This is a genomic window from Micromonospora sp. KLBMP9576 (assembly GCF_050941805.1).
Taxonomy (GTDB): Bacteria; Actinomycetota; Actinomycetes; order Mycobacteriales; family Micromonosporaceae; genus Micromonospora.
On sequence record NZ_CP194567.1, the window covers coordinates 4,723,286 to 4,747,070 of the forward strand.

Annotated in this window: 21 protein-coding genes; 9 read left to right on the forward strand and 12 right to left on the reverse strand. The window is 75.3% G+C overall.

What is annotated here, in order from left to right; all coding sequences use genetic code 11:
• Positions 1-248: 248 nt before the first annotated feature.
• The 3 genes from glnA (ACQ452_RS20630) to ACQ452_RS20640 all read left to right on the forward strand — a co-directional run bounded on the left by glnA (ACQ452_RS20630) (position 249) and on the right by ACQ452_RS20640 (position 3,217).
• Positions 249-1,673 (forward strand): type I glutamate--ammonia ligase, encoded by a 1,425-nt coding sequence (glnA, locus tag ACQ452_RS20630; RefSeq protein ID WP_433386762.1) that lies wholly within the window; start codon positions 249-251, stop codon positions 1,671-1,673.
• 177 nt (positions 1,674-1,850) lie between these two features.
• Complete coding sequence (locus ACQ452_RS20635; RefSeq protein WP_433386763.1) at positions 1,851-2,210, forward strand: PadR family transcriptional regulator; 360 nt, start codon at positions 1,851-1,853, stop codon at positions 2,208-2,210.
• Positions 2,207-3,217 (forward strand): hypothetical protein, encoded by a 1,011-nt coding sequence (locus ACQ452_RS20640; protein ID WP_433386764.1) that lies wholly within the window; start codon positions 2,207-2,209, stop codon positions 3,215-3,217. The genes ACQ452_RS20635 and ACQ452_RS20640 overlap by 4 nt, the downstream gene beginning before the upstream one ends.
• A 158-nt stretch (positions 3,218-3,375) precedes the next feature.
• Here ACQ452_RS20640 and ACQ452_RS20645 read toward each other — a convergent pair whose 3' ends face one another.
• The 3 genes from ACQ452_RS20645 to mptB (ACQ452_RS20655) all read right to left on the reverse strand — a co-directional run bounded on the left by ACQ452_RS20645 (position 3,376) and on the right by mptB (ACQ452_RS20655) (position 6,777).
• Entirely contained in the window at positions 3,376-3,810 is a 435-nt protein-coding gene (locus ACQ452_RS20645; RefSeq protein ID WP_433386765.1) for a phosphotransferase, read from the reverse strand.
• 88 nt (positions 3,811-3,898) lie between these two features.
• Complete coding sequence (gene mptB / locus ACQ452_RS20650) at positions 3,899-5,362, reverse strand: polyprenol phosphomannose-dependent alpha 1,6 mannosyltransferase MptB (protein ID WP_433386766.1); 1,464 nt, start codon at positions 5,360-5,362, stop codon at positions 3,899-3,901.
• A gap of 14 nt (positions 5,363-5,376) precedes the next feature.
• On the reverse strand, positions 5,377-6,777 hold the full coding sequence (gene mptB, locus ACQ452_RS20655; protein WP_433386767.1) for a polyprenol phosphomannose-dependent alpha 1,6 mannosyltransferase MptB: 1,401 nt from the start codon (positions 6,775-6,777) through the stop codon (positions 5,377-5,379).
• Between the two features lie 44 nt (positions 6,778-6,821).
• Between mptB (ACQ452_RS20655) and ACQ452_RS20660 the strand changes: the two genes are divergently transcribed.
• Both ACQ452_RS20660 and ACQ452_RS20665 read left to right on the forward strand, forming a co-directional pair.
• Positions 6,822-8,519, forward strand: coding sequence for a hypothetical protein (locus tag ACQ452_RS20660; protein WP_433386768.1), 1,698 nt, complete (start codon positions 6,822-6,824; stop codon positions 8,517-8,519).
• Positions 8,520-8,625: 106 nt separating this feature from the next.
• On the forward strand, positions 8,626-9,321 hold the full coding sequence (locus ACQ452_RS20665) for a class I SAM-dependent methyltransferase (protein ID WP_433386769.1): 696 nt from the start codon (positions 8,626-8,628) through the stop codon (positions 9,319-9,321).
• 44 nt (positions 9,322-9,365) lie between these two features.
• Here ACQ452_RS20665 and ACQ452_RS20670 read toward each other — a convergent pair whose 3' ends face one another.
• Positions 9,366-12,377 carry a bifunctional [glutamine synthetase] adenylyltransferase/[glutamine synthetase]-adenylyl-L-tyrosine phosphorylase gene (locus ACQ452_RS20670; protein ID WP_433386770.1) on the reverse strand — a complete coding sequence of 1,004 codons (3,012 nt, stop codon included), beginning with the start codon at positions 12,375-12,377 and terminating at the stop codon, positions 9,366-9,368.
• Positions 12,374-13,144 (reverse strand): type 1 glutamine amidotransferase, encoded by a 771-nt coding sequence (locus ACQ452_RS20675; protein WP_433386771.1) that lies wholly within the window; start codon positions 13,142-13,144, stop codon positions 12,374-12,376. Before ACQ452_RS20675 ends, ACQ452_RS20670 begins: the two co-directional genes overlap by 4 nt.
• Before the next feature lie 298 nt (positions 13,145-13,442).
• Here ACQ452_RS20675 and ACQ452_RS20680 point away from each other — a divergent pair, with 298 nt between their 5' ends.
• Positions 13,443-14,318, forward strand: a complete 876-nt coding sequence (locus ACQ452_RS20680) for a S66 peptidase family protein (RefSeq protein ID WP_433394281.1) — start codon at positions 13,443-13,445, stop codon at positions 14,316-14,318.
• 26 nt (positions 14,319-14,344) lie between these two features.
• On the opposite strand, the gene ACQ452_RS20685 is transcribed toward ACQ452_RS20680, so the two are convergent.
• Complete coding sequence (locus ACQ452_RS20685; RefSeq protein ID WP_433386772.1) at positions 14,345-15,229, reverse strand: Vgb family protein; 885 nt, start codon at positions 15,227-15,229, stop codon at positions 14,345-14,347.
• 207 nt (positions 15,230-15,436) lie between these two features.
• On the opposite strand from ACQ452_RS20685, the gene ACQ452_RS20690 reads away from it, so the two are divergent.
• Positions 15,437-15,946 carry a hypothetical protein gene (locus ACQ452_RS20690; RefSeq protein ID WP_433386773.1) on the forward strand — a complete coding sequence of 170 codons (510 nt, stop codon included), beginning with the start codon at positions 15,437-15,439 and terminating at the stop codon, positions 15,944-15,946.
• A gap of 152 nt (positions 15,947-16,098) precedes the next feature.
• Here the strand turns inward: ACQ452_RS20690 and ACQ452_RS20695 are convergent, their stop codons facing one another.
• From ACQ452_RS20695 to glnA (ACQ452_RS20710), 4 genes are all read right to left on the reverse strand, one after another.
• Entirely contained in the window at positions 16,099-16,473 is a 375-nt protein-coding gene (locus tag ACQ452_RS20695; protein ID WP_433386774.1) for a VOC family protein, read from the reverse strand.
• Between the two features lie 189 nt (positions 16,474-16,662).
• The gene (locus ACQ452_RS20700; protein ID WP_433386775.1) at positions 16,663-17,358 is read right to left on the reverse strand and encodes a helix-turn-helix transcriptional regulator; all 696 of its coding nucleotides are present in this window, start codon (positions 17,356-17,358) and stop codon (positions 16,663-16,665) included.
• A gap of 101 nt (positions 17,359-17,459) precedes the next feature.
• Positions 17,460-17,885 carry a DUF350 domain-containing protein gene (locus ACQ452_RS20705; protein WP_433386776.1) on the reverse strand — a complete coding sequence of 142 codons (426 nt, stop codon included), beginning with the start codon at positions 17,883-17,885 and terminating at the stop codon, positions 17,460-17,462.
• Positions 17,886-17,993: 108 nt separating this feature from the next.
• Positions 17,994-19,343, reverse strand: coding sequence for a type I glutamate--ammonia ligase (gene glnA / locus ACQ452_RS20710; protein ID WP_433394283.1), 1,350 nt, complete (start codon positions 19,341-19,343; stop codon positions 17,994-17,996).
• Between the two features lie 189 nt (positions 19,344-19,532).
• Here glnA (ACQ452_RS20710) and ACQ452_RS20715 point away from each other — a divergent pair, with 189 nt between their 5' ends.
• Together ACQ452_RS20715 and panB are read left to right on the forward strand one after the other, a co-directional pair.
• The gene (locus ACQ452_RS20715; RefSeq protein ID WP_433386777.1) at positions 19,533-21,293 is read left to right on the forward strand and encodes an NAD+ synthase; all 1,761 of its coding nucleotides are present in this window, start codon (positions 19,533-19,535) and stop codon (positions 21,291-21,293) included.
• A 137-nt stretch (positions 21,294-21,430) separates the two neighbouring features.
• Complete coding sequence (gene panB / locus ACQ452_RS20720) at positions 21,431-22,276, forward strand: 3-methyl-2-oxobutanoate hydroxymethyltransferase (RefSeq protein ID WP_433386778.1); 846 nt, start codon at positions 21,431-21,433, stop codon at positions 22,274-22,276.
• A 43-nt stretch (positions 22,277-22,319) separates the two neighbouring features.
• Here panB and ACQ452_RS20725 read toward each other — a convergent pair whose 3' ends face one another.
• Both ACQ452_RS20725 and npdG read right to left on the reverse strand, forming a co-directional pair.
• Entirely contained in the window at positions 22,320-22,763 is a 444-nt protein-coding gene (locus ACQ452_RS20725; RefSeq protein WP_433386779.1) for a VOC family protein, read from the reverse strand.
• Between the two features lie 250 nt (positions 22,764-23,013).
• Positions 23,014-23,712: an NADPH-dependent F420 reductase gene (npdG, locus tag ACQ452_RS20730; RefSeq protein WP_433386780.1), complete on the reverse strand. Its 699-nt coding sequence runs from the start codon at positions 23,710-23,712 to the stop codon at positions 23,014-23,016.
• Positions 23,713-23,785: the final 73 nt, after the last annotated feature.

Sequence of the window (23,785 nt, forward strand, 5' to 3'; positions counted from 1 at the left end):
CCGCCGACGTGGCCCGCCCGGCGGCGCTCCGGGCAGGCCCGGAGCGCGAAAAGGGGCGAAAGCGAGCAAGTGTCAATACAATGGCACGGCCGGCGGCGTCCCGTCGCGGGGTCCGGGCCGTCCGAGCGGCGCGGATGACGCTCCGCGAGGGACGTAACACGGCAGAAACACTCAAGACATGGCCGGGCAACCGCGTCGCCATAGCGTCGCCAGGAGCCCAGCCACCCGTGGACGTGCCAGGAGGACGTGTGTTCGCCAATCCCGAGGAACTCCTGCGATACCTCAAGAACGAGGACGTGAAGTTCGTCGACGTACGTTTCTGTGACCTGCCCGGCGTGATGCAGCACTTCAACCTGCCGGTCGAGTCCGTCGACGATGCCTTCTTCACCGACGGCCTGGCCTTCGACGGGTCGTCGATCCGCGGTTTCCAGGCGATCCACGAGTCGGACATGCTCCTGCTCCCGGACGTCGCCACCGCCTTCATCGACCCCTTCCGGGCGCAGAAGACCGTCGCGCTCAACTTCTTCATCCACGACCCGTTCACCCGCGAGGCCTACAGCCGGGACCCGCGCAACGTGGCGAAGAAGGCCGAGGCGTACCTGGCCGCCAGCGGCATCGCCGACACCGCCTACTTCGGCGCGGAGGCGGAGTTCTACATCTTCGACTCCATCCGCCACGAGACCTCGGCGCACCAGTCGTTCTACTACATCGACTCGATCGAGGGCGCCTGGAACAGCGGCCGCGAGGAGCCGGGCGGCAACCGCGGCTACAAGACCCCGTACAAGGGTGGCTACTTCCCGGTGCCGCCGGTCGACCACCTCGCCGACCTGCGCGACAGCATCGTGCGCCGGCTCATCGACGGCGGCTTCACCGTCGAGCGCTCGCACCACGAGGTGGGCACCGCCGGCCAGTCCGAGATCAACTACAAGTTCTCGACGCTGCTGCACGCCGCCGACCAGCTCCAGCTCTTCAAGTACATCGTGAAGAACGAGACCTGGGCCAACGGCAAGACCGCGACGTTCATGCCGAAGCCGCTCTTCGGCGACAACGGCTCCGGCATGCACACCCACCAGAGCCTCTGGCTCAACGGTGAGCCGCTGTTCTACGACGAGACCGGCTACGCCGGCCTGTCGGACATGGCCCGCTGGTACATCGGCGGCCTGCTGCACCACGCCCCGTCGCTGCTGGCGTTCACCAACCCGACCATCAACTCGTACCGCCGGCTCGTGCCGGGCTTCGAGGCGCCGGTCAACCTGGTCTACTCGCAGCGCAACCGCTCCGCCTGCACCCGCATCCCGGTGACCGGCAGCAACCCGAAGGCCAAGCGCGTCGAGTTCCGCGTGCCGGACCCGTCGGCCAACGTCTACCTGGCCTTCTCGGCGATGATGATGGCCGGCCTGGACGGCATCAAGAGCAAGATCGAGCCGCCGGCGCCGATCGACAAGGACCTCTACGACCTCCCGCCGGAGGAGTGGGGCGACGTCAAGCAGGTGCCCGGCTCGCTGTCGGCGGTGCTCGACTCCCTGGAGGCCGACCACGACTACCTGCTCGACGGTGGGGTGTTCACGCCCGACCTGATCTCCACCTGGATCGAGTGGAAGCGGACGAACGAGGTCGACCCGGTGCGCCTGCGCCCGACCCCGCACGAGTTCGCCATGTACTACGACTGCTGACGCACTCCGACTGCTGACGCAGCAGAACCACAGGAAGGCCCCGGGTCCGCCCGGGGCCTTCCTTCGTGCCGACACCGCCCTGCCGAGACCGCCTTGTCGACACTGCCGACTCGCGCGGCCGGTGGAACACCGGGCGCAACGGCCATCGGATACCTTCGCGTCCGTTATATTGCGGGGGTGGACACACCGCTGCGCGAACCGACCTTCCTGATCCTCACCGCGCTGGCCGGGGAGCCGATGCACGGCTACGGCCTGATCGGCGAGGTCGCCGCCCTCTCCGAGGGGCGGGTGTCGCTGCGGCCGGGCACCCTCTACGGCGCACTCGACCGGCTGACCGACGCGGGCCTGGTCGAGGCCGACCGGGAGGAGGTCGTGGACGGGCGGCTGCGCCGCTACTACCGCCTCTCCCCCGCCGGCGACGCCACGCTGAGCGCCGAGACCGAGCGCCTGCGCCGCAACGTCGAGGCGGCCACCGCCCGGCTGCGCGCCCGCGCGGCCCGACCGCTCGCCCCGCGTACCGCCGGGGGGTTGGCGTGAGCGGGCTGGAGCGGCGCTACCAGCGCCTGCTGCGGGCCTACCCGGCCGAATACCGGCGGGCGCGCGGCGCGGAGATCGTCGGCACCTACCTCGACCTGGCCGGGCCGGGCCGGCGCTGGCCCTCGCCGGCGGACGCCGCGGACCTCCTGCGCGGCGGGCTGCGCCAGCGGCTGCGGGCCGCCGGGGCCGACGACCTGATCCCCGGCGTACGCCTCGCCGCCGTCCTCGCCTTCCTCACCGCGACCGCCCTGGCGGGGGCCTGGTCGGTGCTGGAGCTGCGTCCGCCACCGGCCGCCTGGGGTGTACGGACGGTCGGACCGTTCGTCTCGATCGGCGTCGCGGTGTGGGCCGCCTGGCTCTGTGCCGCGGCGGCGTACGCCGTCGCACCCGCCCGCTGGGCACGGCGCGTCATCGCCGCCGCGATGCTGCTGACCCTCGCGGTGGTGCCCGTCGCCGCCCTCGCCGGCCTGCCCCGACCGCCGCTTCTGGTGCTGGTGCCGCAGGTCGGGTTGGGCCTGGTGGCGCTCGCTCTGCCCGACCGGCTGCCGGCGCCGATGCGGAGCGTGCCGTTGCTCGCCGCCGCTGCCGCGGCGTTCGCACAGCTCAACCTGCAACCGCCGGTCGACTTCGTCGCGACCTCCTACCAGTGGGTCGGGCGACAGATCCTGCCCTGGGCTGCCGCGGTGATACTCGCCGTGGTGCTGCTGCTCGGTGCCGGGCTGGCCCTGCGCGCAGACCATCGGGGCGGCTGGGCGTTGGCCACCCTGGTCACCCCGCTGGGGTTGCTCTCGCTGCACATTCTGGCCGGTGCGGCGGACGGCCTCCTGCACGGCGCAACGACCCCGGGCTGGGCCGCGCTCGCCGCGACGGCCGTCGTGGTCGGGTTGCTCGGCCCCGCGCTGCTGCCGCTGACGATCACCCTGCGCGGGCGGATACGCCGGCCCGGCCCGGCCCGATCCGGCGACCGCTGCCCGACCTGCGGACACACCGCCGAACGGGTCCCTTAGACCGCAGCGGCGGCATCCGCGCGACCGGTGGAACGCCGTGGGTGTCACCGGCAGGTCTTGACAACCATGGCGTTCCACTCGCCCCGGCCGAGCCGCGGCGGCGGGTGGTGGCGCGGATCGGCGCTCGCCGCGAGACCGCTCGCGCGGCGGCGGGGCGGTCAGCCCAGGGCGGTCTCCCATGCCTCGGTGTGGGCGTCGAGGTGGTCGGCGGTGGCCAGCCAGTACGGGCCGTCCTCGGTCCAGATCCGGGCCCACGGCTCGCGCCGCTGTTCCGCACCCTCCCGCAGCAGGTCGTACATGGCCCGGGCGCGACGGCCCAGCGTGACGGCCAGGGCCGGGCGGGACGCCTCGTCCAGGCGGTTGCCGTCGGCGAAGGCACGCAGCCGGGCCGCCGACTCGGTCACCGGCCGGGCCGGGCGCAGGCCGGCCATGCTCTGCGCGGCGTACGCGACGTCCCAGAGCCGCGAGCCCGGCGCGGCGCCGTCCCAGTCGATCAGGACCCAGCCCCGGTCCGCCCTGATCAGGTTCCAGGGGGCCACGTCGTTGTGGCAGACGAGTTCCTCCCGGTCCGGCGGGATGAGCCGCTGCCACACCGCCGGCCGGAACCCGACACGAACCCGCCAGGCCGCAACGGCCCGCCCGCCGGAGTGTCGGCACGAATCCGCCAGCCGGACAGGGGCGTCAGCCGGAACGCGCGGCACCGGGGCGGCCCAGTCGCAGGCCCCACACCGCCAGCCCGAGCACCAGCGCCGTCATCGCCAGCGCCCCCGGGGCCTTGCTGAACCGGGCCAGGTTGGCGCCGTCGGGCAGGGCGAGGAGGGCCGCCGCCGCGCAGGGCGCCACGAACCAGGTGGTCCGCCTCGCGGCGACCGCGAGCAGCGCCAGCGGCCAGGTGGCATACCAGGGGTGGAAGACCGGCGCGAGCACGACCGTGGCGACCAACGCCAGCCCGGCCCCGAGCAGGGCGACCCGAGGGCGGGCGGCGTCCAGGCGGGCGGCGTCCAGGCGGCGCGGCTCCGACCAGGCCCGCCACCACAGCGCCGCAACCGTCACGGCGAGCAGCAGCAGCGCCGCCGCCCGAGTCGCCGGCACCGCGCCCGGCTCCCGGCCCACGAGCCCGCCGGCGTAGTCGATCACGAAGCCGACCGCCGTCGGCGGGGACGTCCACTGCTCGGAGTCGCCGCTGCGGGTCAGCCCGCCGATCCAGCCGAGGCCGAGGCCGGACAGCAGCGAGGTGACCGCCACCGCGCCGAGCACCCCGCCGGCCAGCCAGCCGCCGGCGCGCAGCAGCGCCCGGACGGTGTGGCGGCCGGGCACGGCGGCCAGCGCCGCGAACGGGAGCACCACCACGGCGGTGGCCTTCACGGTCACCGCCAGCCCCAGCAGCGCCCCGGCCAGCAGCAGCGGGCCGGGCCGGCCGGGGCGGCGGACGAGCAGCAGCAGGCCCGCCAGGAGCAGTCCGAGCATCACCGCGTCGTTGTGCGCGCCGGCGATCAGGTGCACCCCGACCAGCGGGCCGGCCAGCGCCAGCCAGGCCGCCCGGCGGGCGGGCATACCGGTGGCCCGGGCCAGCCCCGGCAGGCAGGCGGCGGCCAGCAGCACCCCGGCGACCGCGAGCAGCCGGAACGCCACGATCGCGCCGACCAGGCCGCCGCCGAGGGTCACGGCGAGCGCGGCGAGCAGCACGAAGAACGGCCCGTACGGCGCGGGCGTGTCCCGCCAGATCGGCGCGACCGCGTCCACCCAGGGGCAGCCGGCCTCGGCCACACCGGTGGCGTACGGGTCGACGCCGTGCGCGTACGTCCAGCCCTGGCAGGCGTACGAGTAGACGTCCCGGCTGCCCAGCGGCGGGGTGGCCAGCAGCGGCAGCGCCCACAGCCCGGCGGTCAGGTACGCCCACCGCGTCGACGGCGCGCCCCGGCGCAGCGCCCACCAGGCGCCGACCAGCAGCCCGGTGCCGGCCAGCCACAGCGCGACGGTCCATGGCTCGTCCCAGGGGTCCGGCACAGGAGCGGCCCGGGGCAGCGCGCCGCCGAGCCAGCCGGCGACGGCCAGCAGCACCGCCCCGGCCAGCCCGGCGTAGCGGGCGAGCCGGGCAGCGCCCGGCGAAGGGTCAGGCTGCGGGGTGCCCGGCGACGCGGTCACCGGCGGCCCTCTCCTCAGTCCACGGCGGCCGGTCGGCGGGCCGCCCGAGCCGACCGTACCAAGCGGACCACCACCACGATCACCAACAGCGTCATCAGCGGCGCACCGACGGTCTTGGTGTAGCGGGCCAGCCCCGTGCCGTCGGCGAGCACCAGGAACGCCGAGACGATCGTCACCACCGCGAACCAGCCCGTGCGCCGCGCCGAGGCGGCGAGCACGGCCAGCGGCCAGGTCCAGTACCAGGGGTGGAACAGCGGGGCGAGCGCGACGGTGGCGGCCAGCGCCACGCCGGCGTGCCAGATCGGCTCCCGGTGGCGGGCCCGCCACCACAGCCAGAGCAGCACCAGCGCCAGCGCCGCCATGCCGATCCCCCGGGTGACCGGCAGCGGGTCGCCGTGCCAGCCGAACGGCGCGGCGAGGTAGGCGACGGTCTGCCCCACCGCCGTCGGCGGCGACGTCCAGGCGATCACCAGACCGCCCTGCTCCAGCCCGGTCACCCAGCCGAAGCCCAGGCCGGTGACGAGGGTCGCGCCGACCACGGCGGCGACCGCCCCGCCGACCACCCACCCGCCGTCGCGCACCAGCGCCCTGATCGAGTACGCCCCGACGATCGCGGCCAGCGCGGCGAAGGGCACCACGACCAGCGCGGTCACCTTGATCGCGGTGGCCAGGCCGAGCAGCACTCCCCCGGCGAGCAGCGGGCCGGGGCGACCCGGCCGGGACACCACCACGGCCAGCCCGGCGACGAGCAGCCCCACCATCAGCGCGTCGTTGTGTGCCCCCGAGACGAGGTGCACCCCGACCAGCGGCGAGCCCAGCGCCAGCCAGACCGCCCGGCCGCCCGGTACGCCGCAGCGGCGGGCCAGCACCGGAAGGGTGGCCGCAGCCAGCCCCACCCCGGCCACGGCGAGCAGCCGGAACAGCACGATGCTGCCGACCAGCGACCCGGTCGCCTCGACCACCGCCCCGGCGAGCAGCACGAACAGTGGCCCGTACGGGGCTGCGGTGTCCCGCCAGATGTAGGAGATGGTGTCCAGCCACGGGCAGGGCAGCGCCGAGACGCCCTGCTCGTACGGGTTGAGCCCGGCGGCGTAGCTGGCGCCCTGGCAGGCGTACGCGTAGACGTCCCGGCTGCCCAGCGGCGGCGTGATGAGCAGCGGCAGCAGCCAGAGCCCGACGGTGACCAGCGCCCAGCGGGTCGACGGCACCCGGTCGCGCAGCGCCCACCAGGCGTACGACATCAGGGCGGTGCCCACCGCCCACGCGCCGATGATCAACGGGCCGTGCGGGCCCTGCCAGATGCTGACCGGGTTGGGGCGCAGGTCGCCGCCGGGGAACGCGCCGCCGAGGAACGCGGCCACGGCGAGCAGCGTCGAGCCGGCGAGGCCGAGCCAGCGCGCGAGGTGGTGAGACACGCCGGACATGCTGCCAGTACGGTGGTCGCGGTACGGAGGTGGGCATGCGGCGCAGTCGGGTGGTGGCGGTGGCCGCCGCGTCCGCCGTGCTGCTCGCGGTGGCCTACCTCACCCTCCCGGCGACCGGCTCCGACCTCGCCGCGCAGGTCGCGCGGGCCGACTTCTTCGCCGCCCACGGCCTCGCCCCGGTGGACCTGCGCTGGTACGGCGGCGTGCAGCAGTTCGGCTACAGCCTGCTCTCCCAGCCGGTGATGGCGCTGCTCGGGGCGCGGGTCACCGGCGCGCTGGCCCTGGTGGCGGCGGCCACCGCCTTCGCGGCGCTGCTGGTGCGCACCGGCGTGCCCCGCCCGCTGCTCGGCAGCCTGGTCGGGGTGCTCACCATCGCCGGCAACCTGGTCTCGGGGCGGGTGACGTACGGCCTCGGGGTGGCCTTCGGCCTCGGGGCGCTGCTCGCCCTCACCCTCCCCCGTGTCGCGGCCCCGCAGACGGACGCCAGCCCGGACGCCCCGGCCGACGCCGGCCCTGCTGCGCCGGCCGACGCCGGCGCGGCCGGGCGGGTGCGGCGTCGGCGGCTCGGGCGGCTCGGGCTGGCGGCGGCCGGGGCGCTGCTGGCGTCGGCGACCAGCCCCGTGGCGGGTCTCTTCGTCGGCCTGGCCGGCGCGGCGCTGCTGCTGACCCGCCGGTACGCCGACGGCATGGTGCTCGGCGTCGCCGCCGCGCTGCCGCTCGGGGTGACCGCCCTGCTCTTCGGCGACGGCGGCTGGATGAACATCAGCCGCACCGACACGGTCCGCGCCGTGCTGACCAGCCTGCTCGTCGCCGCGCTGGTGGGGTACCGGCCGGTGCGGGTGGGGGCGCTGCTCTCGGCGGCCGGGGTGCTGGCGGCGGCGCTGGCACACACCCCCGTCGGGCTGAACGCCACCCGGCTGGCCGTCATGTTCGCCCTGCCCCTGCTGGCCGCCGCCGCCCGCCCCCCGGCCGGGCTGACGGCGTGGCTCGCCCGGCGCCGCCGGCCCGGCGCGTCGTCCGCCGCCCACCGCGCCTCAGCCGCCCGGGGTGGGGTCGCGCTGGCCGTGCTGCTGGCGGTCGTGTGCTGGTGGCAGCCGCCGGTGTCCCCCGCCGACCTGCGCAGTGTCGACGACCCGACCAGCCGGGCGGCCTACTTCGCGCCGCTGGGGGCGTTCCTCGACGGGCAGCGGCTCACCGGTCGGGTGGAGGTCCCGCCGACCCGCAACTACTGGGAGGCCGCCTCGCTGGGCGAGGTGCCGCTGGCCCGGGGTTGGCTGCGACAGGCCGACATCGACCGCAATCCGCTGTTCTTCACGAGCGTGCCGGGGGCGGCCGGCACAGGGGTGCCGCTGACCGCCGCGAGCTACCGGGACTGGCTCGCCGACAACGCCGTGCAGTTCGTCGCGGTGCCGGACGCCCCGCTGTCCTGGGTCGGGCGGGCCGAGGCCGAGCTGGTCGCGGGCGGGCTGCCGTACCTGACGCCCGTCTGGTCCGGCCCGCACTGGCGGGTCTGGGCGGTGACCGACCCGACCCCGGTCGTCGGCCCCCCGGCCCAGCTGGTGGCGCAGGACGGCGCCTCGGTGACGTTCCGGGCGCCCGCCGCCGGCACGGTGCCGGTGCGCGTGCGGCACAGCCGCTGGCTGACCGCCTCGGGCGGGGCCACGGTCGCCGCCGACGGCGGCTGGACGGTGGTGACCGTGCCGCGTGCCGGGCAGTACCGGCTCGGCGGCTGACCGGCGCCGACTTTTGCCGATCCGGCAACGTTACTTGCTCCCTGCGCCGTCGGCGCGCACGATCGGCCCGGCAGGTCACCCAGGCGGCACACCAGGAGGACGAGACGTGCGGCACCACGACACCGCAGGACACCGGCACGACCCCACGGCGAGCGCCGGCCAGCCCGGGCAGCCGGACGTGGGCGACGAGACCGCGCGGTTCTGGGAGGAGCACTACGGACGCAACGAGCGGGTCTGGAGCGGCCGGGCGAACCCGATCCTGGTCGAGGTCGCCACGCCGCTGCCGGCCGGCACCGTGCTGGACCTGGGCTGCGGCGAGGGCGCCGACGCCATCTGGCTGGCCGGGCGGGGGTGGCGGGTGACCGCCGTCGACGTCGCCGAGACCGCCCTGGCCCGGGCGGCCGAGGAGGCGACCGCCGCCGGGGTCGAGTCCCGCATCGAGTTCCGCCGGCACGACCTCACCCGGACCTTCCCGCCGGGCGAGTACGACCTGGTCTCCGCGCAGTTCCTCCAGTCGCCGCTGGAGCTGCCCCGGGCGCAGCTGCTCCAGTCGGCGGCCCGGGCCGTGGCCCCCGGCGGCCGGCTGCTCATCGTCGAGCACGGCGAGGTGCCGCCGTGGGGACGGCACGACCACGCGCACGCGCGCTTCTCCACCCCGAGCGAGACCCTGGCCGTGCTCGACCTCGACCCCGACCGGTGGGACACCGAGCGGCTCGACGCCCCGCGCCGCCAGGCCACCGGCCCGCACGGCGAGACCGGCGAGCTGGTCGACCACGTGGTGCTCGTGCGCCGCACGCGGTAGTCCCCGGCGGCGGCCGGGCCGTTCGGCGGGCCGGCCGCGCCGGGTCAGGAGTCGAGCACGCGTTCCATGGCCGAGCGGGAACGGCGGCAGGTGCGCAGGTATTCGTCGAGGAACTCGCCCGGATCGTCGCGGCCCAGCAGCCGGACCACCCCGGCCAGCTCGACGCCGTGCCGGGGCAGCTGGTCGCCGGCCCGGCCCCGGACCAGCATCAGCGCGTTGCGGACCTGTGCGGCAAGCGTCCAGCCCGCCGCCATCTCGGTGGCGTCCGTCGGGTCGACCAGGCCCGCCTCCCGGGCCGCCGCGAGGGCGTCGAGCGTACGCGTGCCGCGCAGCGCCGGCACCGCCCCGGCGTGCCGGAGCTGGAGCAGTTGCACCGCCCACTCGACGTCGGCGAGGCCACCCCGCCCCAGCTTGGTGTGGGTGGCCGGGTCGGCGCCCCGGGGCAGCCGCTCGTGCTCCACCCGCGCCTTGATCCGGCGGATCTCCACCACCTGCTCGCGGGTCAGCCCGTCCGCCGGATAGCGCACCGGATCGGCCATCGCCTCGAACTGCGCGCCGAGGTCGGCGTCACCGCAGACGAACCGGGCCCGCAGCAGCGCCTGCGCCTCCCACACCTTCGACCAACGGGCGTAGTACTGCGCGTACGCGGCGAGGCTGCGCACCAGCGGGCCCTGCCGGCCCTCGGGGCGCAGGTCGGCGTCGACGCCGAGCGGCGGGTCGGGCGCGGGCATGGCGAGCAGTCGGCGCAGCTCCTCGGCGATCGCGCGGGCGGCACCGGCCGCGCCGTCGCCCGCGTCGGGCGGCGCGTCGTAGACGAAGAGCACGTCGGCGTCGGAGAGGTAGTTCGACTCGTACCCGCCGAGCCGGCCCAGGCCGATCACGGCGAAGCGCAGCCCCGGCACGGTCGGTCGGGCCGCCCGGACGGCCCGCAGCGCGGCGGCCAGGGTGGCGTCGGTGACACCCGCCAGGGCGGTGCCGACGGCGGTCACGTCGGCGAGGCCCGGCACCGCCCGCCCGCCGTCGGGCCGGGGCGGCGCCGGAGCCAACGAACCGGCCCGGCTCAGCAGGTCGGCGCAGGCGATCCGGACCAGCTCCCGGCGGCGCAACGCGCGGATCGCCCGGGTCGCCTCGACGGGGTCGCCGTGCCGGGCCGCCGCGGCGGCGAAGCCCTCGCAGAGGACGCCCTTGGGCCGGGGGGTCAGCTCGCTCTCCTCGGCGAGCATCCGCAGCGCCTCCGGCTCGCGGGCCAGCAGGTCGGCGGCGTACCGGGACGAGGAGAGCACCCGGGCCAGCCGGCGGGCCACCGGCCCGGAGTCGCGCAGCAGGCGCAGGTACCAGGGGGTGCTGCCGAGGGAGTCGGAGACCTGCCGGTAGTTGAGCAGGCCACGGTCGGGCTCGGGGGCGTCGGCGAACTCGCTGAGCAGCACCGGCAGCAGGGTGCGCTGGATGGCGGCGGTGCGGCTCACCCCGCCGATGAGGGCCTGGAGGTGACGCAGCGCCCCGGCGGGGTCGGCGAAGCCGAGGATCTCCAGCCGGTGCCGGGCGGCCTCGGGGGTCAGTCGCAGCCCGTCGGCCGGCACCCGGGCGACCGACTCCAGCAGCGGCCGGTAGAGCAGCTTGGCGTGCAGGCGGCGTACCTCGGCGGCGTGGGTGACCCACTCGGCGCGGAACTCCTCGACGGCGCTGCGGCCCGGCGTGGCGGTGTGGCCCAGCGCGGCGGCCAGCCAGCGCAGCGCGGCCGGGTCGGTCGGCACGGTGTGGGTGCGGCGCAGCCCCTGGAGCTGGAGGCGGTGCTCGACGCCGCGCAGGAAGCGGTAGCCGCGCAGCAGCGCCTCGCCGTCGGCCCGGCCGACGTAGCCGCCGGCGACCAGGGCCCGCAGCGCCGGGATGGTGCCGGGCACCCGCAGCGACTCGTCGCCCCGGCCGTGCACGAGTTGCAGCAGTTGCACGGCGAACTCGATGTCGCGCAGGCCCCCCGGCCCGCGTTTGATCTCGCGCTCCTGCTCCTTCGGCGGGATGTTGTCGATGATCTTGCGCCGCATGGCGCGGACGTCCTCGACGGCCTCGGGCCGCTCGGCGGCCCGCCACACCAGCGGGGCGAGCTGGTCGATCCACTCCCGGCCCAGCGCCAGGTCGCCGGCCGCCGGCCGGGCCTTGAGCAGGGCCTGGAACTCCCAGGTGCGCGACCAACGCCGGTAGTAGGCGAGGTGGCTGGCCAGCGTCCGCACCAGGGGCCCCCGGTTGCCCTCCGGGCGCAGGGCGGCGTCGACCGGCCAGGCGACCAGCCCGCAGACGTGGATCAGCCGGGTGGCGACCAGGGTCGCCGCGGGAAGGTCGTCGTCCTCCGCGGCCACGAAGATCACATCCACGTCGGAGACGTAGTTCAGCTCGTCGCCGCCGCACTTGCCCATCGCCACGACGGCGAGCCGGGGGCGGTCGGTGCCCGCCGGCAGCTCGCCGACCGCGATCTCGTACGCCGCCGCCAGGGTCGCGTCGGCCAACGCGGAGAGCGCGCCCATCGTCTGCTCCAGGACCCGGCCGCCGGTCAGGTCGGCCGCCGCGATGCGCAGCAGGGCGAGCCGGTACGCGCTGCGCAGCACCGCCACCGGCGGCCCGTCGCCGGACAGCTCCAGCCGCCCCTCAGCGGTCGGCGCCAACCCGTCGGGGGCGGTGCGCAGGGCCGGCCAGTGATCGGGGTTGGCGACCAGGTGGTCGCCGAGCGCGGCGGAGGCACCGAGGACGGCGATCAGCCGGCGGCGCAGGCCGGGGTCGTCCGCGAGCGCGACCAGCAGCGCGGACGCCGCGCCTTCCGGGGCGCCGCGCCGCTCGGCCTCGACGATGCGGTGCAGTTGGCGCAGCGCCAGGTCCGGGTCGGCGGCCCGGGAGAGCGCGGCCAGCAGCTCCGCGGCCCGCTCGTCGGTGGGCTCCTGCACCTCCGGCCGCCACAGCCCCAGCCCGTCCGGGCCCAGCAGGTCGGCGGCACGGACCACACCGACGCCGTCGGTGTTGAAGCCGTAGCGGGCGAGCCGGCCCGTGGCTCTGGCCGGCCGGCTCATCCCTGCCCGAGCAGCGGCAGGCTGCGGCGCGGCGCGGCGTCGTCCAGCTCACCGAGGGCCAGCGCGGCGAACCGGGCGGCGAACGGCTGCCAGACCTCCTCGACGTCGACCATCACGTCGTGGCAGGCCGCCACCACCAGGTCGGGGTCGTAGCCCAGCTCCGCCACCAGCGCCGAGTCGACGGCCCAGTCGGCGATCATCGCGGTGTCGCACTCGATGTGGAACTGCAGCCCCCAGGCCCGGTCGCCGAGGCGGAACGCCTGGTGCGGGTAGCGGGTGGAGGCGGCCAGCAGGGTGGCGCCCCGGGGCAGCACGGTGATCTCGTCGGCGTGCCACTGGAACACGTCGGGCATCAGCGGGACGTAACGGAACAGCGGGTCGGTGTCGGCGGCGTCCCGCTTGCCGACCACGGTCGGGCCGACCTCCGGGCCGCTCGGGCTGCGCGCGGCCTCGCCGGCGTGCGCGGTGGCGAGCAGTTGCGCGCCGAGGCAGATGCCGAGCGTCGGCACCCGGTGCCGCACGGCCTTGCGCAGCAGCCCCTCCAGCGCCGGGAGCCAGGGCGCGCCGGGCGAGCCGTCCGGCAGCGGATACGGCGCCAGTGCGCCGCCGAGCACCACCAGCGCGGAGTATCCCGTCAGATCGGCGGGGATCTCGTCACCGGCGTGGGCGCGTACCACCCACAGGTCGAGGCCCGCCTCGGTCAGCCACTCACCCAGCCGCCGGGCGTCGTCGGTCGGGTCGTTCTCGATCACCAGCGCGGTAGCCACGACGTCGAGGCTAGCCGGTCCCGCCGACGCGCCCCGGAACGCCTCCACGACGCGGCGCCCCACCCGCCGGCCGGGGTGGCCCCGACCACTCCCGCGGCACCCGGGGCGTAGTGCGGGGGCTCCCGCTCAACCCGGCGGTGACCCATCGACGTCGTCGCGCCCGTCACACCGTCGGCGGACTGGGCCGACCGGGACGTGGCGACCCGAACCGCCGCGGCTAGGCTCTGCCGCTGTGGCCGACCGCACCCCCACCGCACCCGCCGTACGCCCGCCGGTGCTGCGCCCCGGCGACACCGTGATGCTGGTGTCGCCGTCCGGACCGACGAGGCCGGAGCGGGTGGCCCGGGGCGTCGAGCTGCTCACCGGCTGGGGGCTGCGGCCGGTGCTGGCACCGCACGCGTACGCCCGGCAGGGCTACCTGGCCGGCACCGACGCGCTGCGCGCCGCCGACCTGAACACGGCGTTCGCCGACCCCGAGGTGCGTGGGGTCATCTGCACCCGGGGCGGCTACGGCGCCCAGCGCATCGTCGACGCGATCGACATGGCCGCCGTCCGCCGCGACCCGAAGGTGGTCGCCGGCTTCTCCGACATCACCGCGGTGCAGTTCGCGCTCTGGCGGGGCGCCCGGCTGGCCGGCGTGCACGGCCCCGGGGCGGCCTGGCTGGACGAACGCACCCCGCTGCGCTCGGCCGAGTCGCTGCGCGCCGCCCTGATGACCACCGAACCGGTCACGGTGAGCCCCGTCGCCGAGGAGGAGACCTTCGCGGTACGCGTGCCCGGCCGGGCCACCGGCCCGCTGCTGGGCGGCAACCTCTGCCTGATCGCGGCGTCGCTGGGCACCCCCGACATGCCCGACCTGACCGGGGCGGTCCTGCTCATCGAGGACGTGCAGGAACCGCCCTACAAGGTCGACCGGATGCTCACCCAGCTCCGCCGCGCCGGGGTGCTGGACGGGCTGGCGGGGGTGGCGGTGGGGCAGTTCACCGACTGCGCCGACGGGTGGTCGGTCGGCGCCGCGGACGTGCTCTCCGAGCGCCTCGGCGACCTCGGCGTCCCCGTCCTGGGCGGCCTCCCGATCGGCCACGGCCCCGGCCAGCTCACCGTCCCGGTGGGCACCGAGGCCACCCTGGACACCCAGACCGCCACCCTCACGATCGCCCCCGCCGTCCGCTGACCCCGCTGGCCCCGGGACGCGGGTGGTCAGGGGGTCAGGTGGGCCAGGGCGCCCACCTCCAGGGCGGCCCAGACCGTGGCGTCCGGGGCGATCGTGAGGCCGTGGGGTTCCGACGCCGGGGTCGGCAGGTCGTGGGTGGTGATCGCCCCGTCCGGGGCGACGTGACCGATGCGGTTGCCGGCCCACTCCGTGTACCAGCAGCCGCCGGCCGGGTCGGCGACGATCGCGTGCGGCCGGGCCGCCCGGTCCGGCAGCGGGTACTCGTCGAGCCGCCCGTCCGGGGTGATCCGGCCGAGCTGACCCGCGCCGATCTCGACGAACCAGAGCGCCCCGTCCACCCCGGCGGTGATGCCGACCGGCGCCGCCTCCCGCGTCGGCAGCGGGTGCAGGCTCACCGCGCCGTCCGGGTCGATCCGGCCCACCGCGTCCGCCTGGTTGAGCGTGAACCAGACGGCCTCGTCCGGGCCGGCGGCCACCATCGAGGCGAAGCCGCCGCTCACCGGCAGCGGGAAACTTGTCACCTGCCCGCCGGTGGTGACCCGGCCGACGGTGTCGGAGCTCATCCCCGCGTACCAGAGGGCGCCGTCGGGGCCGACGGCGATGCCGCAGGGGCCGGTGCCGGGCGGGAGCGCGACGGCGCTCTGCTCGCCGTCGGTGGTGATCCGGCCGATCCGGTCGTCGCCGGAGCGGGTGAACCACAGGGCCCCGTCCGGGCCCGAGGTAATGATCAACGGCCGGCTGCCCGCCGCGACCGGCCAGGTGCGCGCCTCGCCGTCCGCGCCCACCCGGGCGATCTCGCCGGCGTGGACCAGCGTCAGCCACAGCGCGCCGTCGGGACCGACGGTGATGCCGTACGGGCCGGCGCCGGCACCCGTCAGCGGAACTTCCCGGATCTTCGGTTCGGTCGTCAAGAGGAGTCACCTTCCGTCACCTGCTTCGCCCCGCGGGGCCCGCCGAAAGCACACTTTCACCGCCCCAGTGCGCGCCGGCAACCCGTTTGTCCGGCTCGCCGGGTCAGATTGCCAGCCGGCTGACAGGGTCGCCACGGCCTCCCCTCAGCCCGGCTCGTCACTGTCGGTGAGGTCATCGCACCGAACAACGACGAGCTGGAGGACGGCATGTCCCGCACGATGAGCAAGAAGCACCTGCTGGCCGGGCTGGCCGCAGCCGGCGTACTCGGCGTGGGGATCGCGGCCCCGACCGTCGCGTTCGCCGACGGCGCCACCCCGGCGCCGAGCGCCAGCGCCAGCGAGAACGGGAGCGACGAGCGTCAGCAGCAGCGGGCCGACCGCCAGGCGGAGTTCGCCGGAAAGCTGGCCGAGGAGCTGGGCGTCGACACCGACAAGGTGACGGCGGCGCTGGAGAAGCTGCACGAGGAGCACAGGCCGGCCGACCGGCCCGGCAAGGGCGAGCACGCCGGCAAGGGCGGGCACGGCCAGAAGGGCGAGCGGCCCGGCAAGGACGACAGGGGCGACGCCACGGACCGGCAGGCCGCGCTGAAGGAGCGCCTGACGCAGGCCGTCGAGGACGGCAAGCTCACCCAGGAGCAGGCCGACGCCGTCACCGCCGCCGCCGAGGCCGGCGTCTTCACCGGCCCGGGCGGGCAGGGCGGCCCGGCCGGCAGGTGACCGCACGTCGTCCGCCCCGGCACCCACGCCGGGGCGGACGACGCGGCTCAGGCCACCCACGACCGCCACCCACCCACGACCGCCACCCGGCCACCATCGGCAACCCGGCTCAGGTCGCCGGCGCGCCCCGATCCGCCACCACGCGCGGGGTGTCAGGCCGCCGGCGGGGAGAACACGCCGAAGTGGTTGCCGACCGGGTCGGCCAGGTGCGCGAGGGTGATGCCGTCGTCGTTGGACCTCGTCGGCACCAGCACGCGACCGCCGGCCGCCACCGCCCGCCGCAGCGTGTCAGCCACGTCGGCGACCTGCACGTAGAAGACCGCGTAGTTCGGGCTCGCCCCGCCCGTGTCCCGGATCGCCCCCTGGATGGAACCCTCCGGCCCCGGCTCCGCCACCCGGTACGACGCCCCCGGCGTGCCCTGCTCGCGCAACACCCAGCCGAACAGGTCCGTGTAGAACCGCTCGGTCTCCTCCGGCCGGTCGGTGCCGACCTCGAACCAGGTGACCGCGTTGCTGATCGTGGACATGTGTCGCCTCCCGTTCGTACGCCGGCCGCTCGGCCGACGCCGTCAGGAGTCAGCCTCGACGGTGTCCGCGACACCGTCCTGTCGGTGTTTGCGCACGGGGTCGTCCCGGGGCAGGAGGCGGCCACGGCCTGCCCGGGAGACCGCCGCGAGGGGACACCCCGGCACGCGGTCGGGCAGCGGGCGGCCTCCTCAGACCAGGCTGAGGCGGCGGATCCGTTCCCCGGGGATGTCGAGGTCGCCGGGGGCCAGCTCCCGCTCCGGCACCCGCTCGGCCAACGTGCCGACGGAGATGATCCGGTCGGTGCGGAAGGCGCGCACGCCGTGGCGCAGCCGGCACCAGCCCAGCAGGTACCAGTGCCGGGGGTTGCCGAGGTAGCCCAACGGCTCCACGTCACGCAGCGAGCCGGCGCCCGCGCGGTCGGCGTACCGGATGCGCAGCACGCGCCGCGCGCGCACCGCGTCGGCGACGGCGGCCGGGACGGGCGTCACCGGCCCGTCGCCGATCAGGTGCACCCGGGCGGCGAGCCGCTGCGCCTCGGCGGCGTCGGCGGCGGGCAGCACGGCGAGCAGCTTGCGCAGTGCGGTGCCGGCCGAGGCGGCGAACGGCGTGCCGCGCATCCGGTGCAACGCCACCGCCATGGCGACCGCCTCGACGGGGGTCAGGTTGACCGGCGGCAGGGTGCGCGCCCGGTCGAGCGCGTAGCCACCGGTGCGGCCCTGCTCCGCCCAGATCGGCACCCCCGACTGTTGCAGGGCGCCGATGTCCCGCTCGATGGTGCGGGTGCTGACCTCGAAACGGTCGGCGAGCCAGCGGGCGCTGCGCGGCCGTGGCGACACGGCACGCAGCTCCTCGACCAGGGCGTAGAGGCGGTCCGTCCGGTTCACCCCCGCAACCTACGGCGGGGGTGCGACGCGACCGCCCGCCGGCGACGGACGAGCGGCTCGGGCGGGGTGTGCCGCGACCGCCCCGGCGACGGACGAGCAGCTCAGGCGATGCAGGCGCAGACGATCAGCGCGGCGCCGAGGTGCGTGGCGGCACTGACCCGCGCCGCCGGGTGCGGCTCGTCCGAGCCGATGATCTCGCCGAGCCGGCCGGGGGTGAGCAGGTCCAGCACGAAGAACGCCAGCGCCATGATGGCCAGCCCGACCAGGCCGAAGACGATCGTCGAGGCGAGACCCCGGGCGAAGTCGCTGTAGCTGGTCAGGATCGCGGTGAACACGATCCCGGCGATGCCGAGCTGGTTGGCGGCGAGCAGCAGCGCGGCGTTGCCGTTGCGCCGTACCCAGATCAGGTCCCGCAGCCGGCCGGGAGTGAGCACGTCGACCAGCCCGAACCCGGCCGCCATCAGCCCCACCCCGACGACCCCGAACACGACGCTCTGCCAGGCTCCGCTGAGCAGGTCCTCCAGCACCGACTGCCTCCCGAACTATGCGCCCGGCGGGAATGCCGGCGCGGTGACCGAGACGATAGCGGGACCGCGCCAGCGGCGGCAGCCCCGCCGCGGCGCCCGGAGGCAGGCCTACAGCGACAGGTATCGCTGCCGCTCGTAGGGGGTGACCTCGCGGCGGTACTGCTCCCACTCGGCCCGCTTGTTACGCAGGAAGAAGTCGAAGACGTGCTCGCCGAGCACCTCGGCGACCAGCTCCGAACCGGCCATGACGTCGATCGCCTCGGCCAGGTTCTCCGGCAGCGGCTCGTAGCCCATCGCCCGCCGCTCGGCGCTGGTCAGCGACCACACGTCGTCCTCGGCACCCGGTGGCAGCTCGTAGCCCTCCTCGATGCCCTTCATCCCGGCACCGAGCAGCACCGCGAAGGCAAGGTAGGGGTTGGCCGCCGAGTCCGGCGAACGGACCTCCACCCGGGCCGAGTTCGGCTTGCCGTAGGCGGGGACCCGGACCAGCGCCGACCGGTTCAGGTGACCCCAGCAGACGTACGCGGGGCTCTCGGTGACCCGGTCCGGCAGCGCCTGCGGGAAGAGCCGCTTGTAGGAGTTGACCCACTGGTTCGTGACGGCCGTGTATTCCCGGGCGTGCACCAGCAACCCGGCGATGAACGCCCGCGCCACCTTCGACAGCTTCATCGGGTCACCGGCGTCGTGGAACGCGTTGCGCTCCCCCTCGAACAGCGACAGGTGGGTGTGCATGCCGCTGCCCGGCTGGTCCGTGAACGGCTTCGGCATGAAGGTGGCCTGCACGCCGGTGGAGAGCGCCACCTCCTTGACCACGTGCCGGAAGGTCATGATGTTGTCGGCGGTGGTGAGCGCGTCGGCGTAGCGCAGGTCGATCTCCTGCTGGCCGGGGGCGACCTCGTGGTGGCTGAACTCCACCGAGATGCCGATCCGCTCCAGCGCCAGCACGCCCTGGCGGCGGAAGTCGCGCGCCACCGCGTGCGTGGTGTGCTCGAAGTAGCCGCCGGTGTCGACCGGGACCGGCACCGAGCCGTCCAGCGGGCCGTTCTCCAGCAGGAAGAACTCGATCTCGGGGTGGGTGTAGAAGGTGAAGCCCTTCTCGGCCGCCCGGGACAGCGCCCGGCGCAGCACGTGCCGCGGGTCGGCCCAGGACGGGCCGCCGTCGGGGAGCAGGATGTCGCAGAACATCCGGGCGCTCTCACCGCTGGCCCCGCCCTCGAACGGGAAGACCTGGAAGGTGGTCGGGTCGGGCATGGCCACCATGTCGGACTCGAAGACCCGGGCGAACCCCTCGATCGCGGAGCCGTCGAAGCCGATGCCCTCGTCGAAGGCCGACTCCAGCTCGGCGGGCGCCACCGACACGCTCTTGAGTGTGCCCAGCACGTCGGTGAACCACAGCCGGACGAACCGGATGTCCCGCTCTTCCAGCGTACGGAGGACGAACTCCTGCTGACGGTCCACTTCCACCCCTCGCGACACCTTGCCCACCGGCGACCGGGAACCTTCCCGGCCTGACCGCCCAGTCTCCACCGGCCTCGTTACGCCGACGTTACGCGACCCGCCGGCGGGCGTCCTGCCCTGTCCCACGCACCGCGCCCCGCCGCGCCGCCCGCCGTGTCGGCGACGGGCGGCTGGGGCAAGATGAGGGACATGCCCACCCTGCGTCTCGCCCTGTGCCAGGTCAACCCGACCGTCGGCGACCTCGCCGGCAACTGCGGCCTGGTCCGTGACTGGACCCGCCGCGCCGCCGACGCCGGCGCCCAGATCGTCGCGTTCCCGGAGATGATGCTGACCGGCTACCCGGTCGAGGACCTGGTCTTCCGCCGGTCCTTCGTCGCCGCGTCGAAGGCCGCGCTGCAACGCCTCGCCACCGACCTCGTCGCCGACGGGCTGGGCGGGCTGCCGGTGCTGGTCGGTTACCTGGACGCCGACGGGCCGCCGCAGGTCAGCGGCGATGCCGAGCCCGGGCGGGGCGCCCGCAACGCGGCGGCCCTGCTGCACCACGGGAAGATCGTCGCCAGCTACTTCAAGCACCACCTGCCCAACTACGGGGTCTTCGACGAGGACCGCTACTTCGTCGCCGGCGACGCGCTGACCGTGGTCCGCGTCGGCGGGGTGGACGTGGCGCTGACCATCTGCGAGGACCTGTGGCAGGCCGGCGGCCCGTTCGCCGCCGCCCGCCAGGCGGGGGTCGGTCTGGTGCTGACCGTCAACGGCTCCCCGTACGAGCTGAACAAGGACGACGTGCGGTTGCCGCTGGTGCGCCGCCGGGCCGCCGAGGCCGGGGCGGCCGTCGCGTACGTCAACATGGTCGGCGGCCAGGACGAGCTGGTCTTCGAGGGCGACTCGATGATCGTGAGCGCCGACGGCGCGCTGCTCGCCCGGGCCCCCCAGTTCGTGGAGCACCTGCTGGTGCACGACGTGCAGCTGCCCGCCGCCGGCGAGCCGGCCGCCCCGGAGCAGGTGCTGGCCGACGGGATGCGGGTGGTGCGGGCCGAGGCCGGGGACGTCCCGCCGGCACCCACCGGGCCGGCCGCCAGCGGCGGGACGATCGCCCCGGTGGCCGACGAGGCCGAGGTCTGGCAGGCGCTCGTGCTCGGCCTGCGCGACTACGTCAACAAGAACCGGTTCCCCTCCGTGGTGCTGGGGCTCTCCGGCGGCATCGACTCCGCGGTGGTCGCCGCGCTGGCCGTGGACGCGCTCGGGGGCGACCGGGTGGTGGGGGTGTCGCTGCCCAGCCAGCACTCCTCCGAGCACAGCCGGGAGGACGCGGCCGAGCTGGCGAAGCGGACCGGGCTGGACTACCGGGTCGAGCCGATCCAGCCGATGGTGGACACCTTCCTGGCGAACCTGTCGCTCTCCGGGGTCAGCGTGGAGAACCTCCAGGCGCGGGTCCGCGGGGTGATCCTGATGGCCCTGTCGAACCAGGAGGGGCACCTGGTGCTGACCACCGGCAACAAGAGCGAGCTGGCGGTCGGCTACTCCACTCTCTACGGCGACTCCGTCGGCGGCTTCAACCCCGTCAAGGACGTCTGGAAGACGCTGGTCTGGCGGCTGGCGAAGTGGCGCAACGCCGACGCCGCCCGCCGGGGCGAGACGCCGCCCATCCCGGAGAACTCGATCGGCAAGCCGCCGAGCGCCGAGCTGAGCCCCGGCCAGCTCGACAGCGACACCCTGCCCGACTACGACGTGCTGGACCCGATCCTGATCGGCTACGTCGACGGCGACCTCGGCCGCGACGGGCTGGTCGCGTCCGGCCACGACCCGGCCATCGTCGACCGGGTGCTGCGGATGGTGGATACCGCCGAGTACAAGCGCCGCCAGTCGGCCCCGGGCACGAAGATCTCGATGAAGGCGTTCGGCCGCGACCGGCGGCTGCCGATCACGAACCGCTGGCGCGAGGACGGCTGAACCGGTCGGCTCCCGGGCCGGCGGGGCGGCCCGGGAGTGACATCCTCCACTGCGCTCTGCCGTGGCACGGTCGTCGGGTGCGACGATCGCGACGGAACCCGGGGACCGCGTACGCGGCCTCGAGGAAGGAGAGAGTCATGGTGGAATCCACCCCGTCCGAGGTGACCGCCCTCTACGGCGGCCCGGCCACCCGGCGGGTCCGCACCCGCGACCTGATCGCCGCCAAGGAGCGCGGCGAGCGGTGGCCGATGCTCACCTCGTACGACCAGTACACGGCCTCGATCTTCGACCAGGCCGGCATTCCGGTGCTGCTGGTCGGCGACTCGGCGGCCAACAACGTCTTCGGCTACGAGACGACTGTGCCGGTCACCGCCGAGGAACTGCTCCCGCTGGTGCGCGCGGTGGTCCGGGCGACCCGGCACGCGCTGGTCGTCGGCGACCTGCCGTTCGGCTCCTACGAGGAGGGCCCCACGCAGGCGCTGCGTACCGCCGTGCGGTTCATGAAGGAGGGCGGCTGCCAGGCGGTGAAGCTGGAGGGCGGGCGGCGCTGCGCGGCGCAGATCGCCGCCATCACCGGCGCCGGCATCCCGGTGATGGCGCACGTCGGCTTCACCCCGCAGAGCGAGCACGCAATCGGCGGGTACCGGGTGCAGGGGCGCGGCGACGCGGCCGACGACGTGATCGCCGACGCCCGTGCCGTGGCCGAGGCGGGCGCGTTCGCCGTGGTGCTGGAGATGGTGCCCGGCGAGGTGGCCAAGCGGATCACGACGGAGCTGCCGATCCCGACCGTGGGCATCGGGGCCGGCGCGGACACCGACGCCCAGGTGCTGGTCTGGCAGGACATGGCCGGCCTGCGTACCGGCAGGGCACCACGCTTCGTGAAGCGCTACGCCGACCTGGCGGGCACGCTTACCGACGCGACGCGACGCTTTGCCGACGAGGTCCGGGGCGGCGACTTCCCGGCCGCGGAACACACCTTCTGACCGCCGCCGGTGGTGCGGCCCCACCGGCCGCACCACCGGGGTGTCAGACCACGCAGAACTCGTTGCCCTCCGGGTCGGCGAGCTGCACCGAGTAGTGGTCGTTCTCCGGGGCGTCCATGCTGCCGAGCACCCGCGCGCCCAGCCCTGTCAGCCGGGCCACCTCGGCGTCCACCCGCTCGCGGCGCTGCGCGACCGGCACCGACCGCCCGCCACCGACCGTCAGGTCGATGTGCAGCCGGTTCTTGATCGACTTCAGCTCGGGCACCGGCTGGAACCAGATCCGTGGGCCGGCCCCGGTCGGGTCCTCGATCCGGTCGAGACAGTCACCCTCGCCGAGCTCGTCCGCCGGGATGCCGGTCGCCAGGTACCACTCGCGCCAGGTCGCGTGCCCGGCCGGCGGGGGCGCGGGCCGGTAACGCAGCGCCTCCGCCCAGAACGCCACCAGCCGGCCCGGGTCCCCGCAGTCGATCGTGAGCTGCCATGTCATGCCCCGATCCTGCCCCGCCGGTACGACAGGACGACAGCGCGTGCAGCCCGCCCGCCCGCCGGCTCACGCAGCCCCGGCGCACGCAGCCCCGCCCGGCGGCCTGCCCGGTAGAAACCTTGGCAGGAAATGGCCCCCCGGAGGGCCGTTCCCTGCCAGGATCCCGGGCGAGGCGAGGGCGGGGCGGGCCGAAGGCCGGGCACAGATCAGCAGAGCGCAGCCGAGCGGGGCGGCGTCGAGCAGGTGGGGGCTGTCAGAGGTCCGTGACGCGGATGCCGGCGTGGGCCTTGTAGCGCTTGTTGATGGCGATCAGGTTGGCGGTGAACGCCTCGATCTGGTGGGCGTTGCGCAGCCGGCCGGCGTAGATGCCCCGCATGCCGGGGATCCGTGCGGCCAGCGCCGCGACCACACCCACCAGCTCCCGGTCCTCGGTGCAGATCAGCACGTCGAGGTCGATCCGGTCGATCTCCGGGTCGGCCAGCAGCGGCGCGCTGACGTGGTTGAACGCGGCGCAGACCCGGGAGTCGGGCAGCAGCGTGGCGGCCTGTTGCACGGCGCTGCCCTCGGCGACCGGGAGCGCGTAGGGGCCCTGCTTGTCGAAGCCCAGCGGGTTGACGCAGTCCACGACGATCTTGCCGGCGAGCGGCTCGGCGAGCGCGGCGACGGTGGCGGCGTGCCCGTCCCACGGCACCGCGATGATGATCACGTCGCTGCGCCGGGCCACCTCCTCGTTGCCCGCGCCGGTGACCCGGGCCCCGGCGGCCACGCCGGGCAGGGCCGCGATCTCCTCGGCGGACTGCGCGGCCCGCTCGGCGGAGCGGGAGCCGATCAGCACGGTCTGGCCGGCCCGGGCGAACCGGTAGGCCAGGCCCCGCCCCTGGTCGCCGGTGCCGCCGATGATGCCGACAGTCAGCCCGGACACGTCGGGCAGCGTGCTCGCGTCGTAAGCCATGCCGTCATCCTCGCAAACCCGTGACGCCGGCCGCAGCGGCTGGCCCTGTGACAATCCCCGCTGCCGCGAACCG

Bases quoted from the DNA above. Each gene is read 5' to 3' on its own strand.
- ACQ452_RS20715 (WP_433386777.1), top strand. From the start codon at position 19,533: ATGCCCACCCTGCGTCTCGCCCTGTGCCAGGTCAACCCGACCGTCGGC.
- ACQ452_RS20690 (WP_433386773.1), top strand. From the start codon at position 15,437: ATGTCCCGCACGATGAGCAAGAAGCACCTGCTGGCCGGGCTGGCCGCA.
- ACQ452_RS20695 (WP_433386774.1), bottom strand. From the start codon at position 16,473: ATGTCCACGATCAGCAACGCGGTCACCTGGTTCGAGGTCGGCACCGAC.
- ACQ452_RS20680 (WP_433394281.1), top strand. From the start codon at position 13,443: ATGCTGGTGTCGCCGTCCGGACCGACGAGGCCGGAGCGGGTGGCCCGG.
- panB (WP_433386778.1), top strand. From the start codon at position 21,431: ATGGTGGAATCCACCCCGTCCGAGGTGACCGCCCTCTACGGCGGCCCG.
- ACQ452_RS20660 (WP_433386768.1), top strand. From the start codon at position 6,822: ATGCGGCGCAGTCGGGTGGTGGCGGTGGCCGCCGCGTCCGCCGTGCTG.
- ACQ452_RS20670 (WP_433386770.1), bottom strand. From the start codon at position 12,377: ATGAGCCGGCCGGCCAGAGCCACGGGCCGGCTCGCCCGCTACGGCTTC.
- ACQ452_RS20725 (WP_433386779.1), bottom strand. From the start codon at position 22,763: ATGACATGGCAGCTCACGATCGACTGCGGGGACCCGGGCCGGCTGGTG.
- npdG (WP_433386780.1), bottom strand. From the start codon at position 23,712: ATGGCTTACGACGCGAGCACGCTGCCCGACGTGTCCGGGCTGACTGTC.